Source organism: Allomuricauda sp. NFXS6 (assembly GCF_040148835.1).
Taxonomy (GTDB): Bacteria; Bacteroidota; Bacteroidia; order Flavobacteriales; family Flavobacteriaceae; genus Flagellimonas.
This window is the reverse complement of record NZ_JAGEMG010000001.1, coordinates 438,663-460,546: the sequence shown is the minus strand read 5'-3', so window position 1 is coordinate 460,546 and position 21,884 is coordinate 438,663. Positions and strand designations below refer to the sequence as shown.

Here is a 21,884-nt window from a genome sequence, read left to right as displayed (position 1 = left end):
ACTAATCTACTATTTTACTCACTATCTTTCCCTTGCTGTCCACAACCACATCCCAGTCTTGGTGTATCATGGAGTTAAGTTCAAAGCCGTACACTATTTTTTCATTTTCCGTGATACGTTCAATATCATCAATGATATAGCTGCTAAATCCCGATTTGATCTTTTGTTTAACGGCTTTGGGCAATTTACTTACTTGAATATCCTCCATATGCTTCACAATATTTCCCTCTTCGTTATACCATACCGTGTGGTTCAGGTACCAAGCTGTTTCAAAATCAACAGTATAGAGAGTGCCATCCATTTCCCATTCAATGTCCGTCGCTTTTTGGAATTCTGCGCTGAACAGGTTCACGATTAGAGATGGAACTTGGTTTTGCGGAATGTCCTGTGCGTTGGAAAAATTAAATGAGCATGTCGCCACAATGAGTACGAATTGCTTTATCATTAGTAATATATTTTTAGGGTTACACTACAAAGGAAAAACCCAAATCTGGAAAGATTTGGGAATCGAAAACTATTTGAAAGTCAGTTCGAAACAATGAAGATTATTTTTGTGGGTGTAGAAAATTGAAAACCCGTACAGTTCCGTGACAGCTTTTACCATTGATAATCCGAGCCCAGTGCTGTTGGTTTTTCCCGTGCCTTTATAGAAACGCCTGAAAATGTTTGGATCGTTCAATTTTTGACTCATACTGGTGTTCGATATTTTCAATGTTCTATCCATTATGGCAATATCGATTTTTCCGTTTTTTACATTATGTAGAACAGCATTTCTGATCAAATTGGAAATCAAAATATTTGCAAGCGATTTGTCCATCATAACGGAAAGTTCAGTAGTATCCTTAATGGTTATTTTAATATTTTTGAATTCTATAACTTCTTTCAAGTCATCTATAGTTTGTGTAACAATCGTATTGATGGAAACATTGTGGCTGCCCATAAACTGATTGTTCTCGATCTTGGCCAATAGTAGTAGAGACCTGTTGAGACGGATCAAACGTTGTACTATTTGATAGGTTTCAGTTATCTTCTTGGCATCAGAACTCTCCAAGGTCTTGTTTTCCAGTACCAATTCCAGGTTATTAGAAACTATGGCTAATGGAGTCTGCAGTTCATGTGAAGCATTTCCAATAAATTGATTTTGTTGCTCATAGGTCTTGATAGCATGCTGCAACAAATTGTCCATTACTTTTTTTAAATCGGCAAACTCCTTGGTCTCTGTATTAACTTCGGGCAACGCTTGATGATTGCCAAGACGGAAACCTTTTAATTGGTCCAAAAGTTTGTAAAAAGGTTGCCATAGTTTTTTTAGGACAATTAAATTAATGGCTATTATGGATATGATCAATATGGCATAGAGCAAAATGACCCCTTTCATCAATTCATTGATTAGGTCGTCTTCCTCTACCATGGAATTGGCCACTTTCAGTTGATAGTATTTTCCATTGATTTCAAATGTGGTTATGAACATGCGCACTGGCTCGGGTTCGGGCTCCTCATCATCGGCATCCTGCATATAGATTTCGGTATCAATGTACTGGTCCTTCTGGGCAAGTGCTTTTGGTGCTGTTATCCTTTCAATGGAAAAAAAACTCTCATCAAAATAACTTTTGTCCAAAATGCTGGAGTCTTTTTTAGCATTTTGAATGATTAACCGTTTGTAATTCTCAAGACCTTCATCAATACTGCCTTTGATTTCATTAAGCGTATTTATGTAGAAAATGATGCCCCAAAGAATGACAATGCCCAGAATGGAGATTGAAAGATATTTTAAGGATTGGTTTTGGAGCTTCATACTTCGATAAGTTTGTATCCAACACCGTAGATTGACTCTAATCGGATGCCCGCCCCGGAATCGTTCAACTTTTTTCGAAGATTTTTTATTTGGTAATACACGAAATCAAAGTTATCCGAATTGTCAGAATGATCTCCCCAGACATACTCTGCCAGTGCTTCCTTGCTGACCAAACGGTTTTTGTTCAGCAAAAAATAATTGAGAACACCAAATTCTTTACGGTTCAGAGGGATATTGTTTCCATTCACCAATAGTTGGTGTTTATTCATTTCTAGCACAACATTGGCCATCTCAATGAAGTTCTTTCCATTTAGTTCTTTTCTTCGCAGCACTGCTTTTACACGAGCGTTGAGTTCGGCCAAATAGAATGGTTTGGTAAGGTAATCGTCGGCACCAAGCTCCAATCCTTCGAGTTTGTCATACAATGAATCTCTGGCCGAGATGATGATAACATTTTCACTTTTATTCTCTTTTTTCAATTTTTTGAGAATATCCAACCCGCTTCCATTGGGTAACATAATGTCCAATAGGATGCAATCATACTCGTAAACAAAAACTTTTCCAATGGCACTATGGAAATCCATTGCAAATTCAACTAAATAACCCTCTTTTTCCAAGGAATCTTTAATAGTATTGACCATTTGTGGTTCGTCCTCAATCAATAGAATTTTCATAAGATAAAATTACGCTCAATATGTAGAAAGAAATGGGAACTTACTGGGACCAGGCCCGATAGTGTGTTGTCATTGACAACTTTATGGAACAAGATTTGTTGAATAAAGCAGAATGTTTTACTCCTAGATAGCGAATACCAAAGTGGAGGGTAGTAGAAAGGAGTAGTAAAGGCCATGGAAAAGTGACGAGTCTAACCTAATCTATTAGCTCGTGGTGACAGGTTATACTTGGAAAAAACTTGGGAACGGTTTTGTTCCCAAGCTCTCTCAACATCAGCATCTAAAAGCTAACTAAACTAATCGTTAAAAATTCATTCAAGGTAAATGCTCAAGATGTTCATTATTTTATCGAAAACTTCACTGTTTTCATACACACCCTGAAACTCATGGGAGTGTGGGCCATAGGCAAAAATGGGCACCATGGCCGCAGTGTGGTCAAAAGTGGTGAAATCCCCTTCAATGGTCCTGCTTTTGAGATTACCCTGTGGAATGGCAAAACCAGAGGTTTCATGGTCGGCGGTAATAATGACAAGTGTATTTTTCGAAACATCGGCAAATTTTATGGCCTCCGTTATGGCCCTGTCAAAATCTACCCCCTCACTGACAATGCCCGCCACGTTTTTTTTATGTGCATACTTGTCTATTTTGGCACCTTCCACCATCAGGAAAAAAGGTTTGTTCTTTGCCTTTAGGAAATCGATGCTGCCTTTGGTCGCCCTGGCCAATGCATCCCCCCTTCCTTCCAGAACACTTGGCACATCGCCATTGGAAAAAAAGTGACCGATCTTCTCATGGCCAGAGTCACCAATATCATCAATATGATCCACCAGAGTGAAGCCCACTAGGTTTTCCCTGTTTTCAAAATCGGTTTTGCCTCCCCCTACAAATAGAGAAAGCTCACTTTTGGACAAATCTGCTGCAATGGAGGTTACTTGTGACCGGTCTTCCTGATGGGAATAAAAGGAAGCTGGCGTGGCCCCGGTCAACTTATCGGTGGTAATACAACCAGACACAAAACCCGAATTCGCAAGTACTTCGGGAATGTTGGCAAGGGGCATTCGCAAGGTATCCAATCCAATAGCTCTGTTGTAGGTTTTATTCCCTGTTGCCAAGGCTGTGCCAGCGGCAGCAGAATCGGTAGTGAAATCGTCGGCTGAAGCTGTTTTAAGGAAACCAATGCTCTTGAGCTGTGTTAGGGTCAATGCCCCCCCATTGGCCAAGGCTGCCGAAGAGATATGGCTCAACCCATTTCCATCACCAATGAGCAGAATGATGTTTTTCACCGGTTTTTTCTTTTGATCTACAGTATAATGAGGAGTATATACTTCTGAGAAAACCTTGTTCCCGTATCTCCTTTTTTCCAGGGAATTGACAAAATCCATGCAAACGAAGGGCATATCCGTGTTGATGAAATCCACTCCAAGATCAGCAAGTGCCCGCCAAGCCGTTTTGGTGTCGGGAGTGGCCCAAAACCTAAAAGGTTTTCCATAGCTATGCGCTTTATGAATGGTGGCCTTTACCTTGTTAAGGTCATCAGAGGTAAGTCTTCCCAACCCGTTCCAAGGAGAAATCTTCTTGAAGTTGAGACTGATCAAAGCCACTTTGTCCCAAACTTTTTCATTGTCGATGTTTTCCAAGCTTTGATAATCAAACTTGATGTATTGGGGATAGTTGATGTAGGTGTCAATGGGAGGGCGATTTCCCGATATGACCAAGGTGATATTGTTGTTCCCTTTGATATCCGGGTATTGTTCCAGCACGGCGACCAATTTTTGGAGAGTCGGTTCCGCTTCGGATTTGATGTCGATGAGCACTTGGATGGCCTTTTGCTCCCCCAGTTTCAGAGCCAATGCCTTTTGAATGGGTTGGAGATAAAGATTTTCAATGTTCCTGTCCTCGATTATTTCGGATTCCTCATGAGTGGCGTATAGTACTCCGTTTTTTAGAAATACATCCACTTCAAAAGATTGGAGACCACCAGAAAAGGCATCCCAAAAAGGAACAGCCTGTTCATAATCATTGTGTGAATGGATGCTCTGGCCATGGACGTTGGACTGGAATTGGAAAACACCAAGGAGAACGACCAAATGGAGCAAGGAAATCTTGTACTTGTGTAATGTAAGGTGCATAGAAATCATTTATAAAGGATAGATTCATCCACAGACCCAGTTGGGAAAATTGGACAATTCAAAACAACGACAAATAATACATTCTTTAAAAAAATATTGTGCAAAGGTTTGCACAAAAAAAGGTGTTACAACCCCTAAGGATCAAAGAGTTGGAAGGGGGCACCTTCACACTCCTTGCAGAGACTGTTGTCACCCTTTATAAAATGTTTTCAAATAGGGTATAAACAAGCGGTTAAATGCTTGCAAATTAAAGGTTAACCAATGCAAACCTTTGCATAAAGTTTTGATGTAGGCGTATTACCGAAATCGTTTTTTTATTGTTATTTGGTTGCCGAATTAACAATTATAATCAACCTAATATGAAGAAATTTAAATTTTTGGTAACAATTTTTCTAATTGGCCTTACAACGGTTTCGTGGGCCCAAAAGAAAATAAATGGTACTGTTATCGATAGTGATGGGTACCCCCTTCCAGGGGCCAGTGTTGTGGAGAAGGGAACCAACAATGGGGCTATTTCCGACTTTAATGGGGAATATTCCATTGAAACCAGTTCCGATACACCTGTTTTGGTGGCTTCTTATATGGGTTTTGAAACAATGGAAAAGACTGTTGGCCCATCAGTATTCACCCTGGATTTTGTTTTAAAAGAGGCCAGCAATGTTCTCGATGATGTGGTGGTCATTGGTTACGGGACAAGCTCCAAGGAAAAAATCACTGGCTCAGTGGTAAGTATAGATGCAGAAAGTATCCAGGAGTATTCCAACGCCAACTTCGACCAGGCCATAGTGGGAAAACTACCAGGGGTTGACATTTTGACCAACGCAAGAAACCCTGGGGACGGTAATACTATAACCATACGGGGTGCGGGCTCCATCACCAGAAGCGCAAACCCACTTGTGGTGGTCGATGGCTTTCCGTTGGCAGAGGGAAGCTCCCTCAATGTCATCAATCCCAATGACATTGCATCCATTGATGTGATAAAAGACGCGGCTTCCTCGGCCATTTATGGATCTCGGGCGGCCAACGGGCTTATCATGATTACCACGAAAGGGGGGCGGAGCAAAAAAACGACAGTTCAGATCAATTCCGTGGCAGGGATACAAGAACGTACCGGGACTTACGACCTTTTGAACGCTTATGATGCGGCCATTTTCTTTAGGGACGGACGAAACAACGCATATCTGAAAAACCATAGCAATGTCAGTGTTAATGATACAGAGGCACAGCGTATTGCTAATGGAGCAAACGTGCGGGAACTTTTATTGGACTATACCCTTCCGTACCTGAACAACGAACCGGGCCTAATGGATTTTAACTGGGAAGACGCTGTGTACAGGGCAGGGATAGTACAGAACCACCATATAAATGTATCGGGTTCGAACGATGCCACCGACTATTCAGTATCATTGGGGTACACCGATGAGGAAGGTATAGTGATCACTGCAGACCAAAAACGTTATACCACTAACATCAAGTTCAACACCAAATTGAGTGAACGCTTGAAGTTCGGGGCAAACATGAACGGTTACTATTCTGAAAGAGGACTTACCAATGGAAGTAACCAATATAGGTTCCCTATAGATCCAGCAGGTAGAGCCATGGTATATATGTACCCATTTTTCTCTGCTTATGACGATTCGCACCCAACCGGGTACAATATTGAGGCACAGATTCGTGCAAACAGACCTTATAATGCCAATCAACAAGAAAACCCTGTGGCCATGGCAGAATTGTCCAAGTATGATAGAAGAGAGTTCAGGACTTTTGGAAATGCCTATCTTTCCTATGAGCCTATAGACAATTTGGAACTAAAGACTTCATTGGGTTATCTGTTGGACTACAAGTTTACCGACCAATATGCGCCAATGCTCACCGGTGCATACCGTGAATTGATCAGTGAAAGGAATCCTCAGCAGGGGTCGGAAAGTAGGAGCGATCAAGGGGATGTGCTCATTGAGAACACCGCCAACTATACCTTGGATATAGGCCAGCATTCCTTCAATGCCTTGGCGGGACAGAGTTTTCAGAAAAGCTCCTCATCTGGACTGTCCGTTGACGGGTTCGATTTCCCAAACGATATCATTGAAAACATAGATGGCTCCACTGTACAGACGGCTGGGGCATCACGAAGCCGATGGACACAACTGTCCTATTTTGGTAGGGTCATGTATGATTACAAGGACACCTATTTCCTTTCGGGATCCATACGTACCGATGGTTCCTCCAGGTTTGGAAGGGACAACAGGTATGGAACCTTTGGTTCGTTCTCTGCTGGTTGGGTATTGAGTAATGAGTCCTTTTTTCCGGAGAATGATATACTCACGTTTGCAAAATTTAGATATAGCTGGGGGCAAACAGGTAATAATCAGATTGGCAACTATGCACAGTATGCCTCTATTAGCACAGGAAGGGACTATCCCTATGATGGTACGCTCCATCCCGGTGCCGCCCCGTCCAGTGCCCCATCCTATGCCCTTACTTGGGAGACCAATACCTCCAACAACTTCGGTATGGATTTGAGTTTTTTCAACAAGATCAGGCTAGGGGTCGATTACTACGTAGCGGACATTACCGATCTTTTGTTGGACAGGCCGGTACCCAAACACACTGGTTTCAACAATTCCCTTCAGAACATTGGGGAAATGAGAAACAAGGGCTGGGAATTCCAACTCAGTGGATCTAATTTCAACTTGGGGGATCTAAGCTTTGGCTTTGATGCCAATTTGGCGACCAACAACAATGAGATTCTTTCCCTTGGAGGGGCTGAAGAGTTGTTCGAAGGAGGTAATCAAAGGTTCATTACCCGGGTAGGGGAGTCCTTGGCGAACCTTTATGGCTATAAGATCACCGGGATTTTGAGATCCGAGGAAGAAGTAGCCGAATATAACAATAGAAAGAATACTACACTATCTGCAGAAGTGGGTGACTATATATTCCAAGACACAGATGGAAACGATATTATCGATGCCGATGATAGGGTGCTTTTGGGCGACTACAACCCCGAAGTAACCTATGGTTTTGGAATAAACCTCGCCTATAAAGGCTTTGACATGAGCATGAACTTCAACGGAACCGTTGGAAGAATGGCCTTTGATGAGATGACTTCCAGATATTTGGAGTATGGGGAGGCATTTACCAATACCAACTACCACTATTTCAACAATTATTGGGACCCTGTCCATAATCCGGATGGTTTTTTGGCCCCACCCGATGCCTATGGCAATACAGCTACAAGGGCTGCCAGTAGAAACCCTACCAATTACAACGTACTTGATGCGGATTACCTGAGATTGAGAAGCGTACAGTTGGGGTATAACATCCCTTCCGATGTGTTGCAACAGTTGCACCTAAAGCGCCTGCGCGTATATGTCTCTGCCAATAACCTGCACACTTGGACCAAGTTTAGGGGGATGAACCCTGATGGAGGTAACACGGGCAACCCACTGAACAGAGGACATATTTTTGGCACAACGTCAGTTCCCAGACTCATTTCTGCGGGCATCAATCTAACATTCCAATAAAAAAGAATCATGGTTATGAAACGAATATATATTTACACTTTGGCAATGCTTTCATGCTTTGCATGTGAAGACGAACTGGAGCAATTTCCAGAAACTGGCATCTTGGCCGACAACTATTACACCACACAGGACAATGTTGAATCAACAGTGACCGCTACATATAACGAGTTACAGGCACTATATGATTATTATATGATTCTGTGGGGAGAGATCCCTTCTGACAATGCTTATATCCAAGCTCCAAACTCCAATGGAGGGGCGAGGCCTTTGGAAGATTTTTCATGGATCAGCACCACAGGTTTTGTGGGCAGTATATGGGAGAACGCCTACGAAGGCATCCTCTATGCAAATACTGTATTGGATGTGATCGACAATGTGGTATATGATAGTGAGTCCTTGAAAAATATAAGGATCGGTGAAATGAAATTCATCAGAGGGTTTTTATATGAGCAACTCACAACAATCTATGGGGACGTTCCCTTGGTGTTGGAGGTGAACGACCCCACCTATGCATTTGATGATACCAGGACACCAGTGGCGGAAATCTACACACAGATTGAGACAGACCTGTTGGATGCCATAGCACTCCTGCCAAAAACCAATAGCGTGGGCAGGGCAGATGAATATGCAGCACGTGCCATTCTTGCTAAGCATTACATGAGATTGGGGGACTTTGGCAAGGCAGAGGCACAATTGGAAATCATCGTGGGTTCCGAAAAATATGACCTTGCTCCGATTGATGGCCTTTTCGGTGTGGAAAATGAAGGCAACGATGAAGATGTTTTCAGTGTTCAGTACACCTCCAATCTTGATGGAATGAGTGAAGGAAGCCGGTTCTATTACATATTTACCCAACCCGATGACCAAGGGGGCATGGGGGCCATGGCCATGGAAAGTTCCCTGTACAATTTATACGAGGCAGGAGACCTTCGCCGAAACTTGATCAACGAATCCAACAATGTGTATTATATCAACAAATGGACGCCATCACCCAATAGCAACAGGGAAGATGCCGGGGACAACCACTTTGTGGTCAGGTATGCGGATGTGTTGCTATTATATGCGGAATGCCTCAATGAGAACAACAAGACCTCTACTGCGGAGATTTATCTCAATAGGGTAAGGAACAGGGCAGGTCTGGACAACACCACTGCTAGTGACCAAGAAAGCATGCGCAATGCCATTGCCTTCGAAAGAAGGTTGGAATTGGCAGGTGAAGGCCACCGCTGGTACGACCTACTGAGAACGGGCAAAGCCATACAGACCATGAACAGTTTCTTCCAAACGGAGGGAAGAGGTATCACTGTTGACCCCATAAGATTGTTGGCTCCTATTCCACAGGCTGAAGTTGACATTACGGATATGGAACAGAACCCCGGCTATTAATCAAAAAAAACACAAACAATGAAACGATTTTATAAATTTTTCCTATTGATCGCATTTATCGGAGCTGCACTCAGTTCCTGTGATGTGGACAGTACAGACTTTTCCCTTGACGACAGGGACGTCTATATCGATTCCATAATCATAGAAGCCTCCAAAAACCCTTGTATTGAGGAAGATATTGAGGTTTCTGTCACCAATTATTCCAGAAGCATTACAGCTTCCCTTCCGGAAAATTGTGATGCCAGTGACATGGTACTTACCATCCATTTACAGGATGGAATCACAACCTCGCCCGCATCCGGGGAAAGTTTTTCTACTGGAACTTCCACACTTTTGGTATCCGGATTTGGACTGGAAGAGGAATACACCATCAATCTAAAAGTATTGGCACCGTTTGAGTCCGATGATGAATTTGTGTCTGTTTGGAGGGTGGATGCCAACGGAAGTATAACCCTTCCACTTATAGAGACTGGAACCTACAACTTCAAAGTATTCTGGGGTGATGGGCAGGAAAGTATAGTCGCCACCTACGACCTTGAATCTGCCACGCACACCTACGCAGAGGCCGGTGACTATACGGTCACCGTTTGGGGAGAAATCAATGGGTTCAACTTTGATATGACCAACGAGAGTGCGGCAAACATCATCGACATCACCAACTGGGGACAGGTTAAATTGGGCAATGACGGCGGTTATTTTAGAAAGTGCACCAATCTGCAGATAACAGCAGAAGATGCCCCTGACCTAAGTGAAACCACCAATTTCAGGGAAATGTTCCGGGAAGCCACATCCTTTAACAGTAATATCAACCACTGGGACGTGAGCGGTGTCACAAGCATGTGGGACATGTTCTATAAGGCCAATAATTTCAACCAGCCTTTAGATCAATGGGACGTAAGCAATGTGACCACTTTTGAGACCATGTTTAGGGATACCGCTTTTGATCAAGACATATCCGGATGGGATGTCAGTAGTGCCACGACCATGAAGAACATGTTCAGGAACTGTCCTTTCAACCAGCCCATCGGTGATTGGGATATTTCCAATGTGACCAGTTTCCAGTCCACCTTTAGGCAGAACGATGCCTTTGATCAGGACCTTTCCGGTTGGGGCGACAAATTGGGCAATGTGGTCACCATGCGTGAAATGTTCAGGGAATCCGATTACAACGGCGACCTTAGTGCATGGGATATGAGCAAGGTGGTGAGCATGTGGGACATGTTCAAGGACAGCGGATTTAACAATCCCTCGATCAATAATTGGGACTTGAGCAGTATGGACAACATGGAAACCATGTTCGGTGGTGAAAATTGCGCCTTTAACCAGGATATTTCCGGGTGGGACGTGAGCAATGTGGTCAATATGCAGAATCTGTTCAAAGAAAACAAGGCATTCAACCAAGACCTATCAGGGTGGGACGTGAGCAACGTAATGTGCAATTACGACTTTGACACCGATGCACCACAATGGGAAGAGGCCCATAAACCCAATTTTGTTGCCGATAGAACGGACAACAATGAATTCTGTAACAGGGATAATTAAGAATGTTTTTTCTCATTGCAGGAAGGGGCTCCGATTTAGGGGTCCCTTCCAATGCTTTATATTAGTGACATGACAAGAATATCGATTTTAAGCATTTTACTGTTCAGTGTATTTCTGGCCCATGGCTGTTCATCGGACAGTGAAGAGCCCACAACAAGCCCGCCCCCGCCAACACAGGGAGGTGAGGGTCCCAACCCAGAACCTGTGGCCCAAGATTCGACAACGGCCATCTACAGGCAGTTCTTCTTCAGGGGGACGCACAATTCATATTCAGGGAATCAGGGCGGGATGAAACGTGAAGGCATAGCCACCCAGTTGGAAAGAGGGCTTAGGTTTTTTGAATTTGACCTTTTCAGCTTCCACACAGAAATAGAGCTACAGACCACTTGGCCAGATGAAGCGGACAATTTGTCCACCTTCAACCACAACGGAGAACCCTATCTGCTTTCCTATTCAGAAACAGCGGGGACCTTGAAAATTCACATGTTGACCGATGGAGAACAGGAATTGGTCTATGACAATACTGGAAATCCCTGGTCGGAAGAGAACAGGAAGTTCAACATACTGGCTCATCAATCGGAGCAATATGTACTCGATTATGTTCCGACTGATGGGACCTTGACCGTCCATGGTTTCAACGGAACAGTTCTGAACACCATTGGAACAGCGAGTACAGGAGTCGTCAATGCGCAAATTTCCACCTTTGTTTTTGATGAAAGGGCATTTATCGCACTGCATTCAGAAGATGCGGGCACCTATAAGATCATTGAGATGGTTTTTGATGGTGGGGGCATCACACTGGGCACGGCGCTTTATGAATTGGAATCCGTTCCTTCGGAAGAATCCCTCTACCCGTTTGAACAGGACAACAAACTCTATATTTTCCGCCACAATATGAACACAGTTACCAATTACAAAGTGGATGCCATAGCCGTCAATGGGACATCTTGGTCGTTGGGCAATTCCGAAATGGCCACCTCCGATCTTCTCACGGGTACCGTTCAGGCAGTCCTATCCAATGGAAAACTATATGTCAATTCCTATGCTGCCAATGGCAATGTGGTCGGGTCACAATTGGTAATGGATAACGGGACACCGATCTTGGTCTATGAGTACAACAACGAAACGGATCCGCTCATAGGTGCCGATGCATCGCTCTCGCCCGCCGAAAAGGGCTATGATATGTTCTTGCGAAAGGGAAGTTCCGTTCAATTATCCTCCATAAACATTGGTAATCTGGTCTTGGGACACGATGCCCCGGGAGATGAAGTAGATCTTACAGTGGACAATCCGTCTTCCATTTTGCTTGGGGATTGGATCGAGTACATCGCACAGTGGAGCAATGCCAATCCAGACCATGAACCCCTTTTTATTATGACTGAGCTAAAGGAATACGAGCAGTGGTTAGCGGACGCCAAATGGCAGAATATCATCCAGCTGATGCAAGACAAATTTGGCGATAAGCTTAGGTTCCACAGTTCCAGTGGGTTCCATAATGAGACCATTGTGAGCCAGGACAGGATAGTGGACGGCGAGACACTATATTTTATGGACGAAAATGGTTCCAAGGAAGGTGGGTTGTTGGGTAAAGTGATCCTTTATATCCAACCCAATAACAATATCACCAAAAGTGAGCACACCAATAACTTCCAGCCCTTTGGGACGGCCAATGGGGTGCTCCAGGAAAACTTCCTCCAACTCAAACGCTATAGGGAAAACAATAAACTGGTGTCCCCGGACTGGAGAAAGCCCAATAATTATGGTAATGATATCGGGGCCTATATCGATGCAAGGGATGACAGCTATATCAGCCGCATCTTCCACATGCAAAGTTCCGACGGGGACGGGCAGTACGACAATATCCGCTGCACGGATGTCATGTTCGCAGTGTCGGACAGACCCTATGAAGGGCTATATGTCGAATATGCAGAGGAGCAGGAGGTAAAGAACGAACTGGAAAAGGTAGTGGGCTGTGATTGAGTCGTTACCGCTTGATGCCACCCATTCCATTCCTTTATAACAATGAAATAGACCATGAGACATTTTCTATATGTGATCCTTTTAATGTATGGCTGCCTTGGCCATGCACAGAACCATATCCTTCCACTTTGGGAAGGAAAAGTGCCCAATGCCAAAGTGTCCACGCTTCAGGAACAGATGAAAAAACCTGCTGCGCGGGTAATCTCCAAGGTCATCGACCCTGCCCTGGAGGTATATTTGCCCTCTGCTGTGATCAATACAGGTGCCATGGTAATGATATGCCCTGGGGGTGGATACGGTGCTCTCGCCTATGACAAGGAAGGAACGGACATTGCCAAATGGCTGAACGGACATGGCATAGCAGCGGCCGTACTAAAATACCGATTGCCGGAGGACAGTTCCAATGAAATACCGCACCTGTCCCCGTTGATGGATGCCAAGCGGGGAATCGAAGTGCTCCGTTCCAATGCGGAAAGTTGGGGCATCGATCCCAATAAAGTTGGGGTCATGGGGTTTTCAGCCGGAGGGCATTTGGCCTCTACGCTGGGCACCCATTTTGAAGGGAACAACCGACCTGATTTCATGGTGCTGATCTATCCAGTGGTCACCATGAAACTGGACAATACCCACAAGGGGTCAAGGAACAATCTATTGGGGGATGATCCATCCAACGAATTGGTGGACCTATATTCCAATGAACTACAGGTCAGACCGGATACCCCTTCCACATTTATATTGCACAGCGGGGACGATCTGGTCGTCCCTGTGGAAAACAGCCTCCAATTGTACGGGGCACTCAAAGAAAAGAACGTAAAGGTGGAGATGCACCTCTATCCTCATGGGGGACACGGATTTGCCATGGGTTTCCAACATGGCCGGTTGGCCACATGGAGGCAATTATTATTGGAATGGCTTCAGGCCATTTAGCTCCAAAGGGGAACCAAAAAAGATCGGAAAAATACAGGCGATGGGGTCTGAATCCCCAAAACAAAGAGTTAAGGTCTGCAGAAAGAAATATCCAATGTTTGAAATATAGTACCAAGGTTTCCCAAAGACAACAATAAGCGATTCTTTCTGGATAATATGGGATTCATTCTGAGAAATTTATTGTATTTTGTTTGCTGATTTGACACCCTGGCCGGTGTATGTTATGGCAGCTGCCTTTTTGTTTTGGGACACTGCACAGTGCCACATGAAGAAATGATCTACGAATGAACTATGAAGAAGGGACGTGTAACCTTAAAAGATATTGCAGCCAAGCTCAATATTGCTCCTTCCACAGTTTCAAGGGCTCTTAACGATCATCCCGCTATCGGGGACGATACCAAGAAAGCTGTTAAGGAACTGGCCGAGGAACTGGATTACCAACCCAATCCCATGGCCTTGGGACTCCTTCAAAAAAAATCCAATACCATAGGGGTCATAGTCCCGGAAATGACCAGTCACTTTTTTTCCGCCATTATTACGGGCATTCAGGATGTGGTAGGACCAACGGAATACAATATCATGATATGTATTTCCAATGAATCCTATGAAGAAGAGGTCACCTTGGTGAAGAAGTTGTCCAAGATGCGAGTGGATGGTATTTTGGTCTCCCCATCATCGGGAACCAAGAGTTTTGACCATTTCAGAAATTTGCAGAAGAACGATGTGCCCGTGGTGGTTTTTGATCGGGACTGCCCAGGATTGGAAAGCGACAAGGTTTTGGTGGACGATTATTCCGGGGCATTACAAGCGGTGGAATACCTTATACGTTCCGGTTGCAAAAGAATAGCCCATTTGGGTGGCCCTTTGAACCTGAGCACCACAAAGCATAGGCTCCAAGGCTATCTTGATGCTCTGGAGAAGAACAAGATGCCCTTGCGAAAAGACTACATCCAACACGTTAAGGGGTTTTCCCATAAAGATGGTATCAAACCCACCAAGAAATTACTGGAACTCGAAGATGCCCCCGATGCCATATTTGCCATAAACGATAATATAGCCGCTTCGGCCATGCACGTGGCCAAAAAAATGGGACTGGCTATTCCTGGTGACATTTCAATCGTCGGTTTTGATGATGAGCCCCATTCCTTATACTTTTCCCCTGCATTGTCCACCGTTTGGCAACCGGTGTACAGTTTGGGCATGTTGTCTGCCAGGATATTGTTGCAACGCATAAAAAACAAAAATTCCAAGGAAGAATTCAGAATGGAAGTATTTAAGCCGGAACTGGTTGTAAGGGCATCCTCCAGAGAAGATTCGGTCGGTATTTCCGATTGATTTTGATGTGGTTTTCATGCAAACCTTTGCATGGAGTTTTCGCCCCAATGCTTTCGGACATAGCGTTTTTTTTGTTCTTTTAACCTCGGTTTAAGGCTTTTGTCTGACCACTAAAAAAATAAAAGGACATGGTTGTTTCTCCCAAGATATTTTTTAATGACTGCTACGGCAAATATGCCATTGCGGCCGTAAATGTTTTTACAATGGAACAGGTGCACGGACTATTTAGTGCCGCACAGCGGGCCAACGCTCCTTTTATAGTGCAGTTGACCCCTGTGGCAAGGAACTACGCCCATGCCAAAATGTTGTCCGCCATGATCGATGCCGCGGCAAAGATCTATCCCAAGGCGGTATATGCCGTTCATTTGGACCATGGCAATGAAGAGCATGCCTTTGACGCCATAAACTCGAAAAAGTACCAATCTGTGATGATCGATGCTTCCCACGATGATTTTGAGACCAATGTGGTGAGGACACGTACCGTGGTGGAAAAGGCCCACCAAGCCAATATGGTCGTGGAGGCAGAATTGGGTGTGCTCGCAGGTGTGGAAGACGATATCGACATTGCAGAGGAACATTCCTGCTACACCCAACCATCCGAAGTGGCGGTGTTTGTCAATGCCACAAAATGTGATAGTCTTGCCGTAGCGGTCGGGACCAGCCATGGGGCCTATAAATTTTCGGGAGGCCAGGGAATCCAATTCCATATACTAAAAGAAATACAGGATCGGTTGAACGGTTTCCCCATTGTACTGCACGGGGGCTCTGCCGTCAATGTAGAGGAAATAGAACGGATCAACCAAGCAGGTGGAAAGTTGACCGAGGGAGCAGCGGGTGTTCCTCCGGAAGAGGTAGTAGAATCCATAAAGTACGGTGTTTGCAAGATCAATATTGCGACCGACACCAGATTGCTTTGGGCCAGGGTGCATCGGGAGTTTTTTAAACAGACTCCAGACTTGTTCGACCCGATATTGCCCGGAAAGGAATACATGCAAGAATACGAAAAGTTCATGTTGCAAAAATTTGAACTTTTGGGAGCCACTGGCAAGGCAGAAAGAATAAGGACAAACAACAAAATAGTAATGAGCAGATGAGAAAAGAATCCCATTTATTGGTCAAACCCCTTAAAACACCAGGAACATACCATAGCATAACTCCAGAGACCGCAAATTGGAACTATCTGAGTTTTGGGGCCAGGGAAATGAGAAGGGGAGAGAACTGGGAACACAGTACAGCAGACAATGAAATGGTCATTGTGCTCCTGAGCGGAAACTTTAGAGTGAAGAGCGATAAGGGAACATGGGAAACGAAGAATGGGCGGAAAGATGTGTTCAGCGGAGTTGCACACACTCTCTACATTCCAAGGAACAGTAGGTTTGAACTGACCGCAACGAGCGATACTTTGGATATTGCCTACGGATGGTGCAAATCTGATGGGGAATATCCAGCAAAGTTTATCACGCCCGAAGAAACGCCTACGGTCATTTTTGGAGGGGACAACGCAACAAGACAGTTCAACGACTTGGTACCACCCGGTTTTGCATGCAGTAAGATCGTGGTGCGTGAAGTTTACACCCCATCGGGCAACTGGAGTTCCTTCCCCGCACACAAGCATGATGAACGGATTTTGGATGCAGAAGGAAATGTATTGGAGCCCGTTCAAGAGGAAACCTATTTCTACAAATTCCAAAAACCAGAGGCTTATGCCATTCAACAAGTATATACGGCAGACCGTTCTTTGGACGAAATAGTAAGGCCACGCCACAATGATGTGGTTATGATTCCAAAGGGATTTCACCCAGTAGTGGCGGAGCATGGTTTCCATTGTTACTACCTCAATTTTTTGGCCGGCACCGACCAGTGCTTGGCCAATACCACAGATCCCGATCATGAGTGGATCTATGGTTCATGGAAAACAAAAGACAATAGGTTGCCCTTGGTTACCGCACAAATGAACAAACACTAAAAGATGAGCAATAAGAAATACGATGTGATTACATTCGGAAGATCTTCCATAGACCTGTATTCGCAGAACATAGGTTACCCATTCAATGATATCAAAGGATTTGACGCCTTTGTGGGAGGCTCTCCGTTGAACATAGCGGTGGCCTGTGCCCGCCTTGGGCTCCAACCCAGCTTGCTTACCGCAGTGGGCAAAGACAAAGTTGGTGAATTCATCATCAACTTTTTGAGAAAAGAAAAGGTGAACACAGACTGCATTCCAGTCAAAAATGGAGCACGAAGCAGTGCGGTCATTTTGGGCATCGAACCTCCCGACAGGTTTCCCTTGGTCTATTATCGCGATAATGCGGCCGATAGCCAAGTAGATATAGATGATGTACTGAAGGCCAACATACAAGATCATAAGATATTGCTCATAAACGGTACGGCCATGAACGTTGAACCCAGTAGGAGCGCAACCTTTTTTGCCGCCGAGATAGCTCAGAAAAATGATGTTGACATTGTTTTGGACCTCGATTTCAGGGCAGATCAGTGGCATGACTACCGTGCCTTTGGAATCACCGTAAGAGCCATTTTGCCCAAAGTCAAGATTGCGATAGGTACCGAAGAGGAAATTCTTGCGGCTACTCTGAGCGAGGCATCACAGGTGGTCATCAAACACCAACAGATATCGGCACCCGAGATCAAAGGGGATATTGAAAAATCAATAACATGGTTGCTTTCTTCGGGAATTGAGACGCTTTTGGTAAAAAGGGGCTCGGAAGGGGTAAGCATCTATTCAAAAGATGGTTCACGGGAAGATGTGCCCGGGTTTCCGGTAGAGGTCTTGAACGTATTGGGAGCGGGTGATGCATTTGCAGGCGGCTTTTTATATGGTCTGCTTCAAGGCTGGGGCCTGTACAAAGCATGCCGGATGGCCAATGCCAGCGGAGCACAGGTGGTGACCAAAAATGGGTGTGCCAATTTTATGCCGACCCTGGAAGAATCCCTGAAATTTATAGAGGATAAAGGCGGTTTCTGAAATATGGAACAGCCAGGTGCAATATCAATGAAGGAAAGATGAAACGGATTGTGAAAAGGTGCACTTTTAAGTACAACCAAAAAGAGAAAGATCAATGAGAACAATACGATTGACAGTGGCCCAAGCGACCATCGCGTACCTTAAGAACCAATACGTGGAACGGGATGGCGGGGAGCACAAGTTTTTTGCCGGATGTTTTGGGATTCTGGGACATGGAAATGTAGCAGGAATCGGGCAGGCACTCCACCAAGACCCGGAATTTCCGTTTTATGTGGCCCGTAACGAGCAGGGCATGGTCCATTCTGCAGTGGCCTATGCCAAAGTTAAGAACCGTTTGGAAACCTTTGTCTGTACCACCTCCATAGGGCCTGGAGCAACAAACATGGTCACAGGCGCAGCCTTGGCGACCATAAATCGGATTCCTGTACTGCTCATCCCTGGGGATATTTTTGCAACAAGACAAGTGGCTCCCGTACTGCAACAACTTGAATCCAATACTACGCAAGATATTTCTGTAAACGATTGTTTTAAGCCTGTCTCAAAATATTGGGATCGAATCAACCGGCCAGAACAACTGATTACGGCCCTACCTGAAGTCATGCGGGTATTGACCTCTCCTGCGGAGACAGGTGCGGTAACCTTGAGCATTCCGCAGGATGTCCAAGCTGAGGCTTATGACTTTCCATCTGAAATGTTCGAGAAAAAAATATGGACAATAGGTAGGACATTGCCTGATCGTAGCTTATTGGCACGGGCCGTCTCACTCATTAAAAAGAGCAAAAAACCGTTTATTGTTGCCGGGGGAGGGACCATTTATAGCGGTGCCACAGATGTTTTGGAAGAAATGGTCACCCGAACAGGAATTCCGGTAGCAGAGACCTATGCGGGAAAAGGATCGTTGCCCTATGATGTGTCCCAAAATTTGGGTGCAGTCGGTGTTACGGGAACCCCAGGGGCCATAGAAGTGGCCAAGGAAGCCGATGTGGTCATAGGCATAGGAACCCGTTACAGTGATTTTACCACCATATCCAAATCAGGGTTTCAAAACCCAAATGTCCGTTTCATCAATATCAATGTAACGGAATTCGATTCTTTCAAACACGGTGCCCTTCCCTTGGTGGGAGATGCCAAGGCGATTCTCGAAGAATTGAATCAACAACTTTCAGATTTTGAAGTGGGGGAACCCTACCGGAAAAAAGTATTGGAACTCAACAAAAACTGGGATGATTTTGTATCCGGAATATATGCGGAAAAAAACGGAACACCCGCTTTTCAAGGCGAGGTCATAGGTGCCGTGAATAATTTTTCGGAGGCCAAGGACATTGTGCTCTGTGCAGCAGGAAGCCTGCCCGGTGATCTACATAAACTATGGCGCACAAGGAATCCGAAAGGTTTCCATTTGGAATACGGATACTCTTGCATGGGCTATGAAATTGCGGGTGGCCTTGGTGCCAAGATGGCTAGACCTAATAGTGAAATCTATGTGATGGTGGGTGACGGCAGTTATTTGATGATGTCACAGGAGATAGTCACTGCCATTCAGGAACGGCAAAAACTTACTATTATCTTGTTGAACAATGATGGTTACTCCAGTATAGGCTCTCTTTCTGCTTCTTTGGGGAGCGAAGGTTTTGGCACATACTACCGATATCGTAACGAAGAAACGGATCAGCTTGATGGCGGATTGTTGCCCGTGGACTATGTGGCGAATGCCGCGAGCATGGGCGCTCATGTCATAAAAGCATCCAACGTGGCCGAATTCAAGGAGGCCTTAAAAGAAGCGAAGACCATTGATAAGACCACTTTGATCTACATTGAAGTGGATCGAAAAAAAGGGGTGCCAGGTTTTGCTTGGTGGGATGTTGCTGTGGCCGAAGTGTCTGAAAAAGACGCTGTCAAAGAATCCTTTGAAACCTATCAAAACAATAAGAAGACCCAAAAATATTACCTATAACCTCTTTCAACCAAACCAACCAAACCAATGGATTCAGATTTGATCATAATGCTGGCATCGTTTGTCCTTTTTACGGGAGGAGTTGCACTCTTTACCTGGTACAGTCTAAGGAAAACCAACCTAAGTTCATCAGATGGTTACTTTTTGGGTGGAAGAAGCCTTACGGGGACAGTGATTGCCGGTTCCATGCTTTTAACGAACATATCTTCGGAGCACTTGATCGGCATGAACGGGAATTCATACGTCAACGGGTTCATCGTTATTGCATGGGAAGTGACATCTTCCATAGCCTTGGTCGTGGCAGCCGTGTTTTTTGTACCCAAATACCTTAAAATGGGACTCACCACGATTCCCCAGTTTTTGGAGAACCGTTTTGACAGTTTTACACGTTCATTAGTGGCCGTCATCTTGATTTTTTCTTTTGTGGTCACTCTGTTGCCCATAGTACTGTATTCCGGTGCCATTGGTATAGAGAGCCTTTTTGGCGTATCGGAAATTTTGGGGGTAGACAAGACACAGGGCTTGTGGATTACCGTGGTGGTCATTGGGGCCATAGGATCTATTTACGCCATCTTTGGGGGGTTGAGAGCGGTTGCATTTTCCGATACCATCAACGGGTTCGGTCTTTTGTTGGGCGGTTTGCTCATTCCCTTCCTCGCCCTGATGGCCATAGGCGATGGCAATGTATTGCACGGTCTAACCGAAGTATATGAATTTGCACCTCAAAAGTTCAATGTCGTTGGGGCACCCGATTCCGTACTGCCGTTTGAAGTGCTGTTCACGGGATTGATCATAAACCAGTTGTATTTCTGGGGTATGAACCAGACCATTGTCCAAAGAGCATTGGGAGCCAAAAACCTCAAGGAGGCCCAAAAGGGTCTTTTGCTCACGGGTTTGTTCAAAATTTTGATTCCATTGATTATCGTGTTACCAGGGGTAATCTGTTACTATTATTTTCAGGATGCCTATTACGGCAACCAGGACAGTGTTTATCCACAACTGGTAAAAAAGGTGTTGCCAACATGGCTGATCGGTTTCTTTGCGGCCGTCATCATGGGTGCTGTATTGAGCACGTTCAACTCCGTACTCAACTCTGTGGCCACACTGTTCAGTATAGACATCGTCAAAAAGCATATCAATAAGGATATAAGTGACAGCAAACTTGTGGTAGTCGGCAAGGCCACATCGGCAATTTTGGCGGTGGTAGCCATATTCGCGGCTCCTATGATGGCCAATGCACCGGACGGACTTTACCAATTGCTCCAAGAGCTCAACGGTATCTATTTTATCCCTATTGCATCCATTTTGTTGGCAGGGTTTTTCATGAAGCGCATTTCGGCCACAGGGGCGAAGGCGGCATTGATATTTGGGCTTCTGTTCTACATTTTTATGTCGTGGATCTATACGGAACACGGGATCCATTTCGTGCATTTGTGGGGTATTGAGTTTGTCCTGAATGTGGCCGTCATGTTTGTGGTCTCCCATTTTTATCCGCGAAAAAGCTCATACGACATGGTGGATGTGGGTGCGGTGAGCCTTGTTTCATGGAAATACACCAAAGCCATGTCCATTGGACTTTGCTTGGTCACCATACTGATTTACATATTGCTCGGAAGCAATTCATAATAAAAAGAATTATTTTAATATAGCCTTAATAA

The 21,884-nt window shown here is 44.8% G+C and carries 15 protein-coding genes; 11 read left to right on the top strand and 4 right to left on the bottom strand.

What is annotated here, in order from left to right; all coding sequences use genetic code 11:
- Position 1: 1 nt before the first annotated feature.
- The 4 genes from J4E06_RS02000 to J4E06_RS01985 all read right to left on the bottom strand — a co-directional run bounded on the left by J4E06_RS02000 (position 2) and on the right by J4E06_RS01985 (position 4,598).
- On the bottom strand, positions 2-445 hold the full coding sequence (locus J4E06_RS02000; protein WP_349522376.1) for a PepSY-like domain-containing protein: 444 nt from the start codon (positions 443-445) through the stop codon (positions 2-4).
- Between the two features lie 69 nt (positions 446-514).
- Positions 515-1,795, bottom strand: coding sequence for a sensor histidine kinase (locus J4E06_RS01995; RefSeq protein WP_349522375.1), 1,281 nt, complete (start codon positions 1,793-1,795; stop codon positions 515-517).
- Entirely contained in the window at positions 1,792-2,469 is a 678-nt protein-coding gene (locus tag J4E06_RS01990; RefSeq protein ID WP_349522374.1) for a response regulator transcription factor, read from the bottom strand. The genes J4E06_RS01995 and J4E06_RS01990 overlap by 4 nt, the downstream gene beginning before the upstream one ends.
- A 311-nt stretch (positions 2,470-2,780) precedes the next feature.
- Positions 2,781-4,598, bottom strand: coding sequence for an alkaline phosphatase (locus J4E06_RS01985; RefSeq protein ID WP_349522373.1), 1,818 nt, complete (start codon positions 4,596-4,598; stop codon positions 2,781-2,783).
- A 359-nt stretch (positions 4,599-4,957) separates the two neighbouring features.
- Between J4E06_RS01985 and J4E06_RS01980 the strand changes: the two genes are divergently transcribed.
- The 11 genes from J4E06_RS01980 to J4E06_RS01930 all read left to right on the top strand — a co-directional run bounded on the left by J4E06_RS01980 (position 4,958) and on the right by J4E06_RS01930 (position 21,852).
- Positions 4,958-8,119, top strand: a complete 3,162-nt coding sequence (locus tag J4E06_RS01980) for a SusC/RagA family TonB-linked outer membrane protein (protein WP_349522372.1) — start codon at positions 4,958-4,960, stop codon at positions 8,117-8,119.
- A 15-nt stretch (positions 8,120-8,134) separates the two neighbouring features.
- Complete coding sequence (locus J4E06_RS01975) at positions 8,135-9,505, top strand: RagB/SusD family nutrient uptake outer membrane protein (protein WP_349522371.1); 1,371 nt, start codon at positions 8,135-8,137, stop codon at positions 9,503-9,505.
- A gap of 18 nt (positions 9,506-9,523) precedes the next feature.
- On the top strand, positions 9,524-11,047 hold the full coding sequence (locus J4E06_RS01970) for a BspA family leucine-rich repeat surface protein (RefSeq protein WP_349522370.1): 1,524 nt from the start codon (positions 9,524-9,526) through the stop codon (positions 11,045-11,047).
- Between the two features lie 69 nt (positions 11,048-11,116).
- Positions 11,117-13,027 (top strand): hypothetical protein, encoded by a 1,911-nt coding sequence (locus tag J4E06_RS01965; RefSeq protein WP_349522369.1) that lies wholly within the window; start codon positions 11,117-11,119, stop codon positions 13,025-13,027.
- 54 nt (positions 13,028-13,081) lie between these two features.
- Entirely contained in the window at positions 13,082-13,954 is an 873-nt protein-coding gene (locus tag J4E06_RS01960; RefSeq protein WP_349522368.1) for an alpha/beta hydrolase, read from the top strand.
- 291 nt (positions 13,955-14,245) lie between these two features.
- A complete protein-coding gene (locus J4E06_RS01955) occupies positions 14,246-15,289 on the top strand; it encodes a LacI family DNA-binding transcriptional regulator (RefSeq protein ID WP_349522367.1) in 1,044 nt (347 codons plus the stop codon).
- A 128-nt stretch (positions 15,290-15,417) separates the two neighbouring features.
- Entirely contained in the window at positions 15,418-16,383 is a 966-nt protein-coding gene (locus J4E06_RS01950; RefSeq protein ID WP_349522366.1) for a class II fructose-bisphosphate aldolase, read from the top strand.
- Positions 16,380-17,255: a 5-deoxy-glucuronate isomerase gene (gene iolB / locus J4E06_RS01945; protein WP_349522365.1), complete on the top strand. Its 876-nt coding sequence runs from the start codon at positions 16,380-16,382 to the stop codon at positions 17,253-17,255. Before J4E06_RS01950 ends, iolB begins: the two co-directional genes overlap by 4 nt.
- Positions 17,256-17,258: 3 nt before the next feature.
- Positions 17,259-18,272 carry a 5-dehydro-2-deoxygluconokinase gene (gene iolC, locus J4E06_RS01940; RefSeq protein ID WP_349522364.1) on the top strand — a complete coding sequence of 338 codons (1,014 nt, stop codon included), beginning with the start codon at positions 17,259-17,261 and terminating at the stop codon, positions 18,270-18,272.
- Positions 18,273-18,366: 94 nt separating this feature from the next.
- Complete coding sequence (iolD, locus tag J4E06_RS01935; RefSeq protein WP_349522363.1) at positions 18,367-20,226, top strand: 3D-(3,5/4)-trihydroxycyclohexane-1,2-dione acylhydrolase (decyclizing); 1,860 nt, start codon at positions 18,367-18,369, stop codon at positions 20,224-20,226.
- A 27-nt stretch (positions 20,227-20,253) separates the two neighbouring features.
- Positions 20,254-21,852, top strand: coding sequence for a solute:sodium symporter family transporter (locus J4E06_RS01930; RefSeq protein WP_349522362.1), 1,599 nt, complete (start codon positions 20,254-20,256; stop codon positions 21,850-21,852).
- Positions 21,853-21,884: the final 32 nt, after the last annotated feature.

Bases quoted from the DNA above. Each gene is read 5' to 3' on its own strand.
- J4E06_RS01990 (WP_349522374.1), bottom strand. From the start codon at position 2,469: ATGAAAATTCTATTGATTGAGGACGAACCACAAATGGTCAATACTATT.
- J4E06_RS01985 (WP_349522373.1), bottom strand. From the start codon at position 4,598: ATGCACCTTACATTACACAAGTACAAGATTTCCTTGCTCCATTTGGTC.
- J4E06_RS01980 (WP_349522372.1), top strand. From the start codon at position 4,958: ATGAAGAAATTTAAATTTTTGGTAACAATTTTTCTAATTGGCCTTACA.
- J4E06_RS01930 (WP_349522362.1), top strand. From the start codon at position 20,254: ATGGATTCAGATTTGATCATAATGCTGGCATCGTTTGTCCTTTTTACG.
- J4E06_RS01975 (WP_349522371.1), top strand. From the start codon at position 8,135: ATGAAACGAATATATATTTACACTTTGGCAATGCTTTCATGCTTTGCA.
- J4E06_RS01955 (WP_349522367.1), top strand. From the start codon at position 14,246: ATGAAGAAGGGACGTGTAACCTTAAAAGATATTGCAGCCAAGCTCAAT.
- iolC (WP_349522364.1), top strand. From the start codon at position 17,259: ATGAGCAATAAGAAATACGATGTGATTACATTCGGAAGATCTTCCATA.
- J4E06_RS01995 (WP_349522375.1), bottom strand. From the start codon at position 1,795: ATGAAGCTCCAAAACCAATCCTTAAAATATCTTTCAATCTCCATTCTG.
- J4E06_RS01950 (WP_349522366.1), top strand. From the start codon at position 15,418: ATGGTTGTTTCTCCCAAGATATTTTTTAATGACTGCTACGGCAAATAT.
- J4E06_RS01970 (WP_349522370.1), top strand. From the start codon at position 9,524: ATGAAACGATTTTATAAATTTTTCCTATTGATCGCATTTATCGGAGCT.
- J4E06_RS02000 (WP_349522376.1), bottom strand. From the start codon at position 445: ATGATAAAGCAATTCGTACTCATTGTGGCGACATGCTCATTTAATTTT.
- J4E06_RS01960 (WP_349522368.1), top strand. From the start codon at position 13,082: ATGAGACATTTTCTATATGTGATCCTTTTAATGTATGGCTGCCTTGGC.
- iolB (WP_349522365.1), top strand. From the start codon at position 16,380: ATGAGAAAAGAATCCCATTTATTGGTCAAACCCCTTAAAACACCAGGA.
- J4E06_RS01965 (WP_349522369.1), top strand. From the start codon at position 11,117: ATGACAAGAATATCGATTTTAAGCATTTTACTGTTCAGTGTATTTCTG.
- iolD (WP_349522363.1), top strand. From the start codon at position 18,367: ATGAGAACAATACGATTGACAGTGGCCCAAGCGACCATCGCGTACCTT.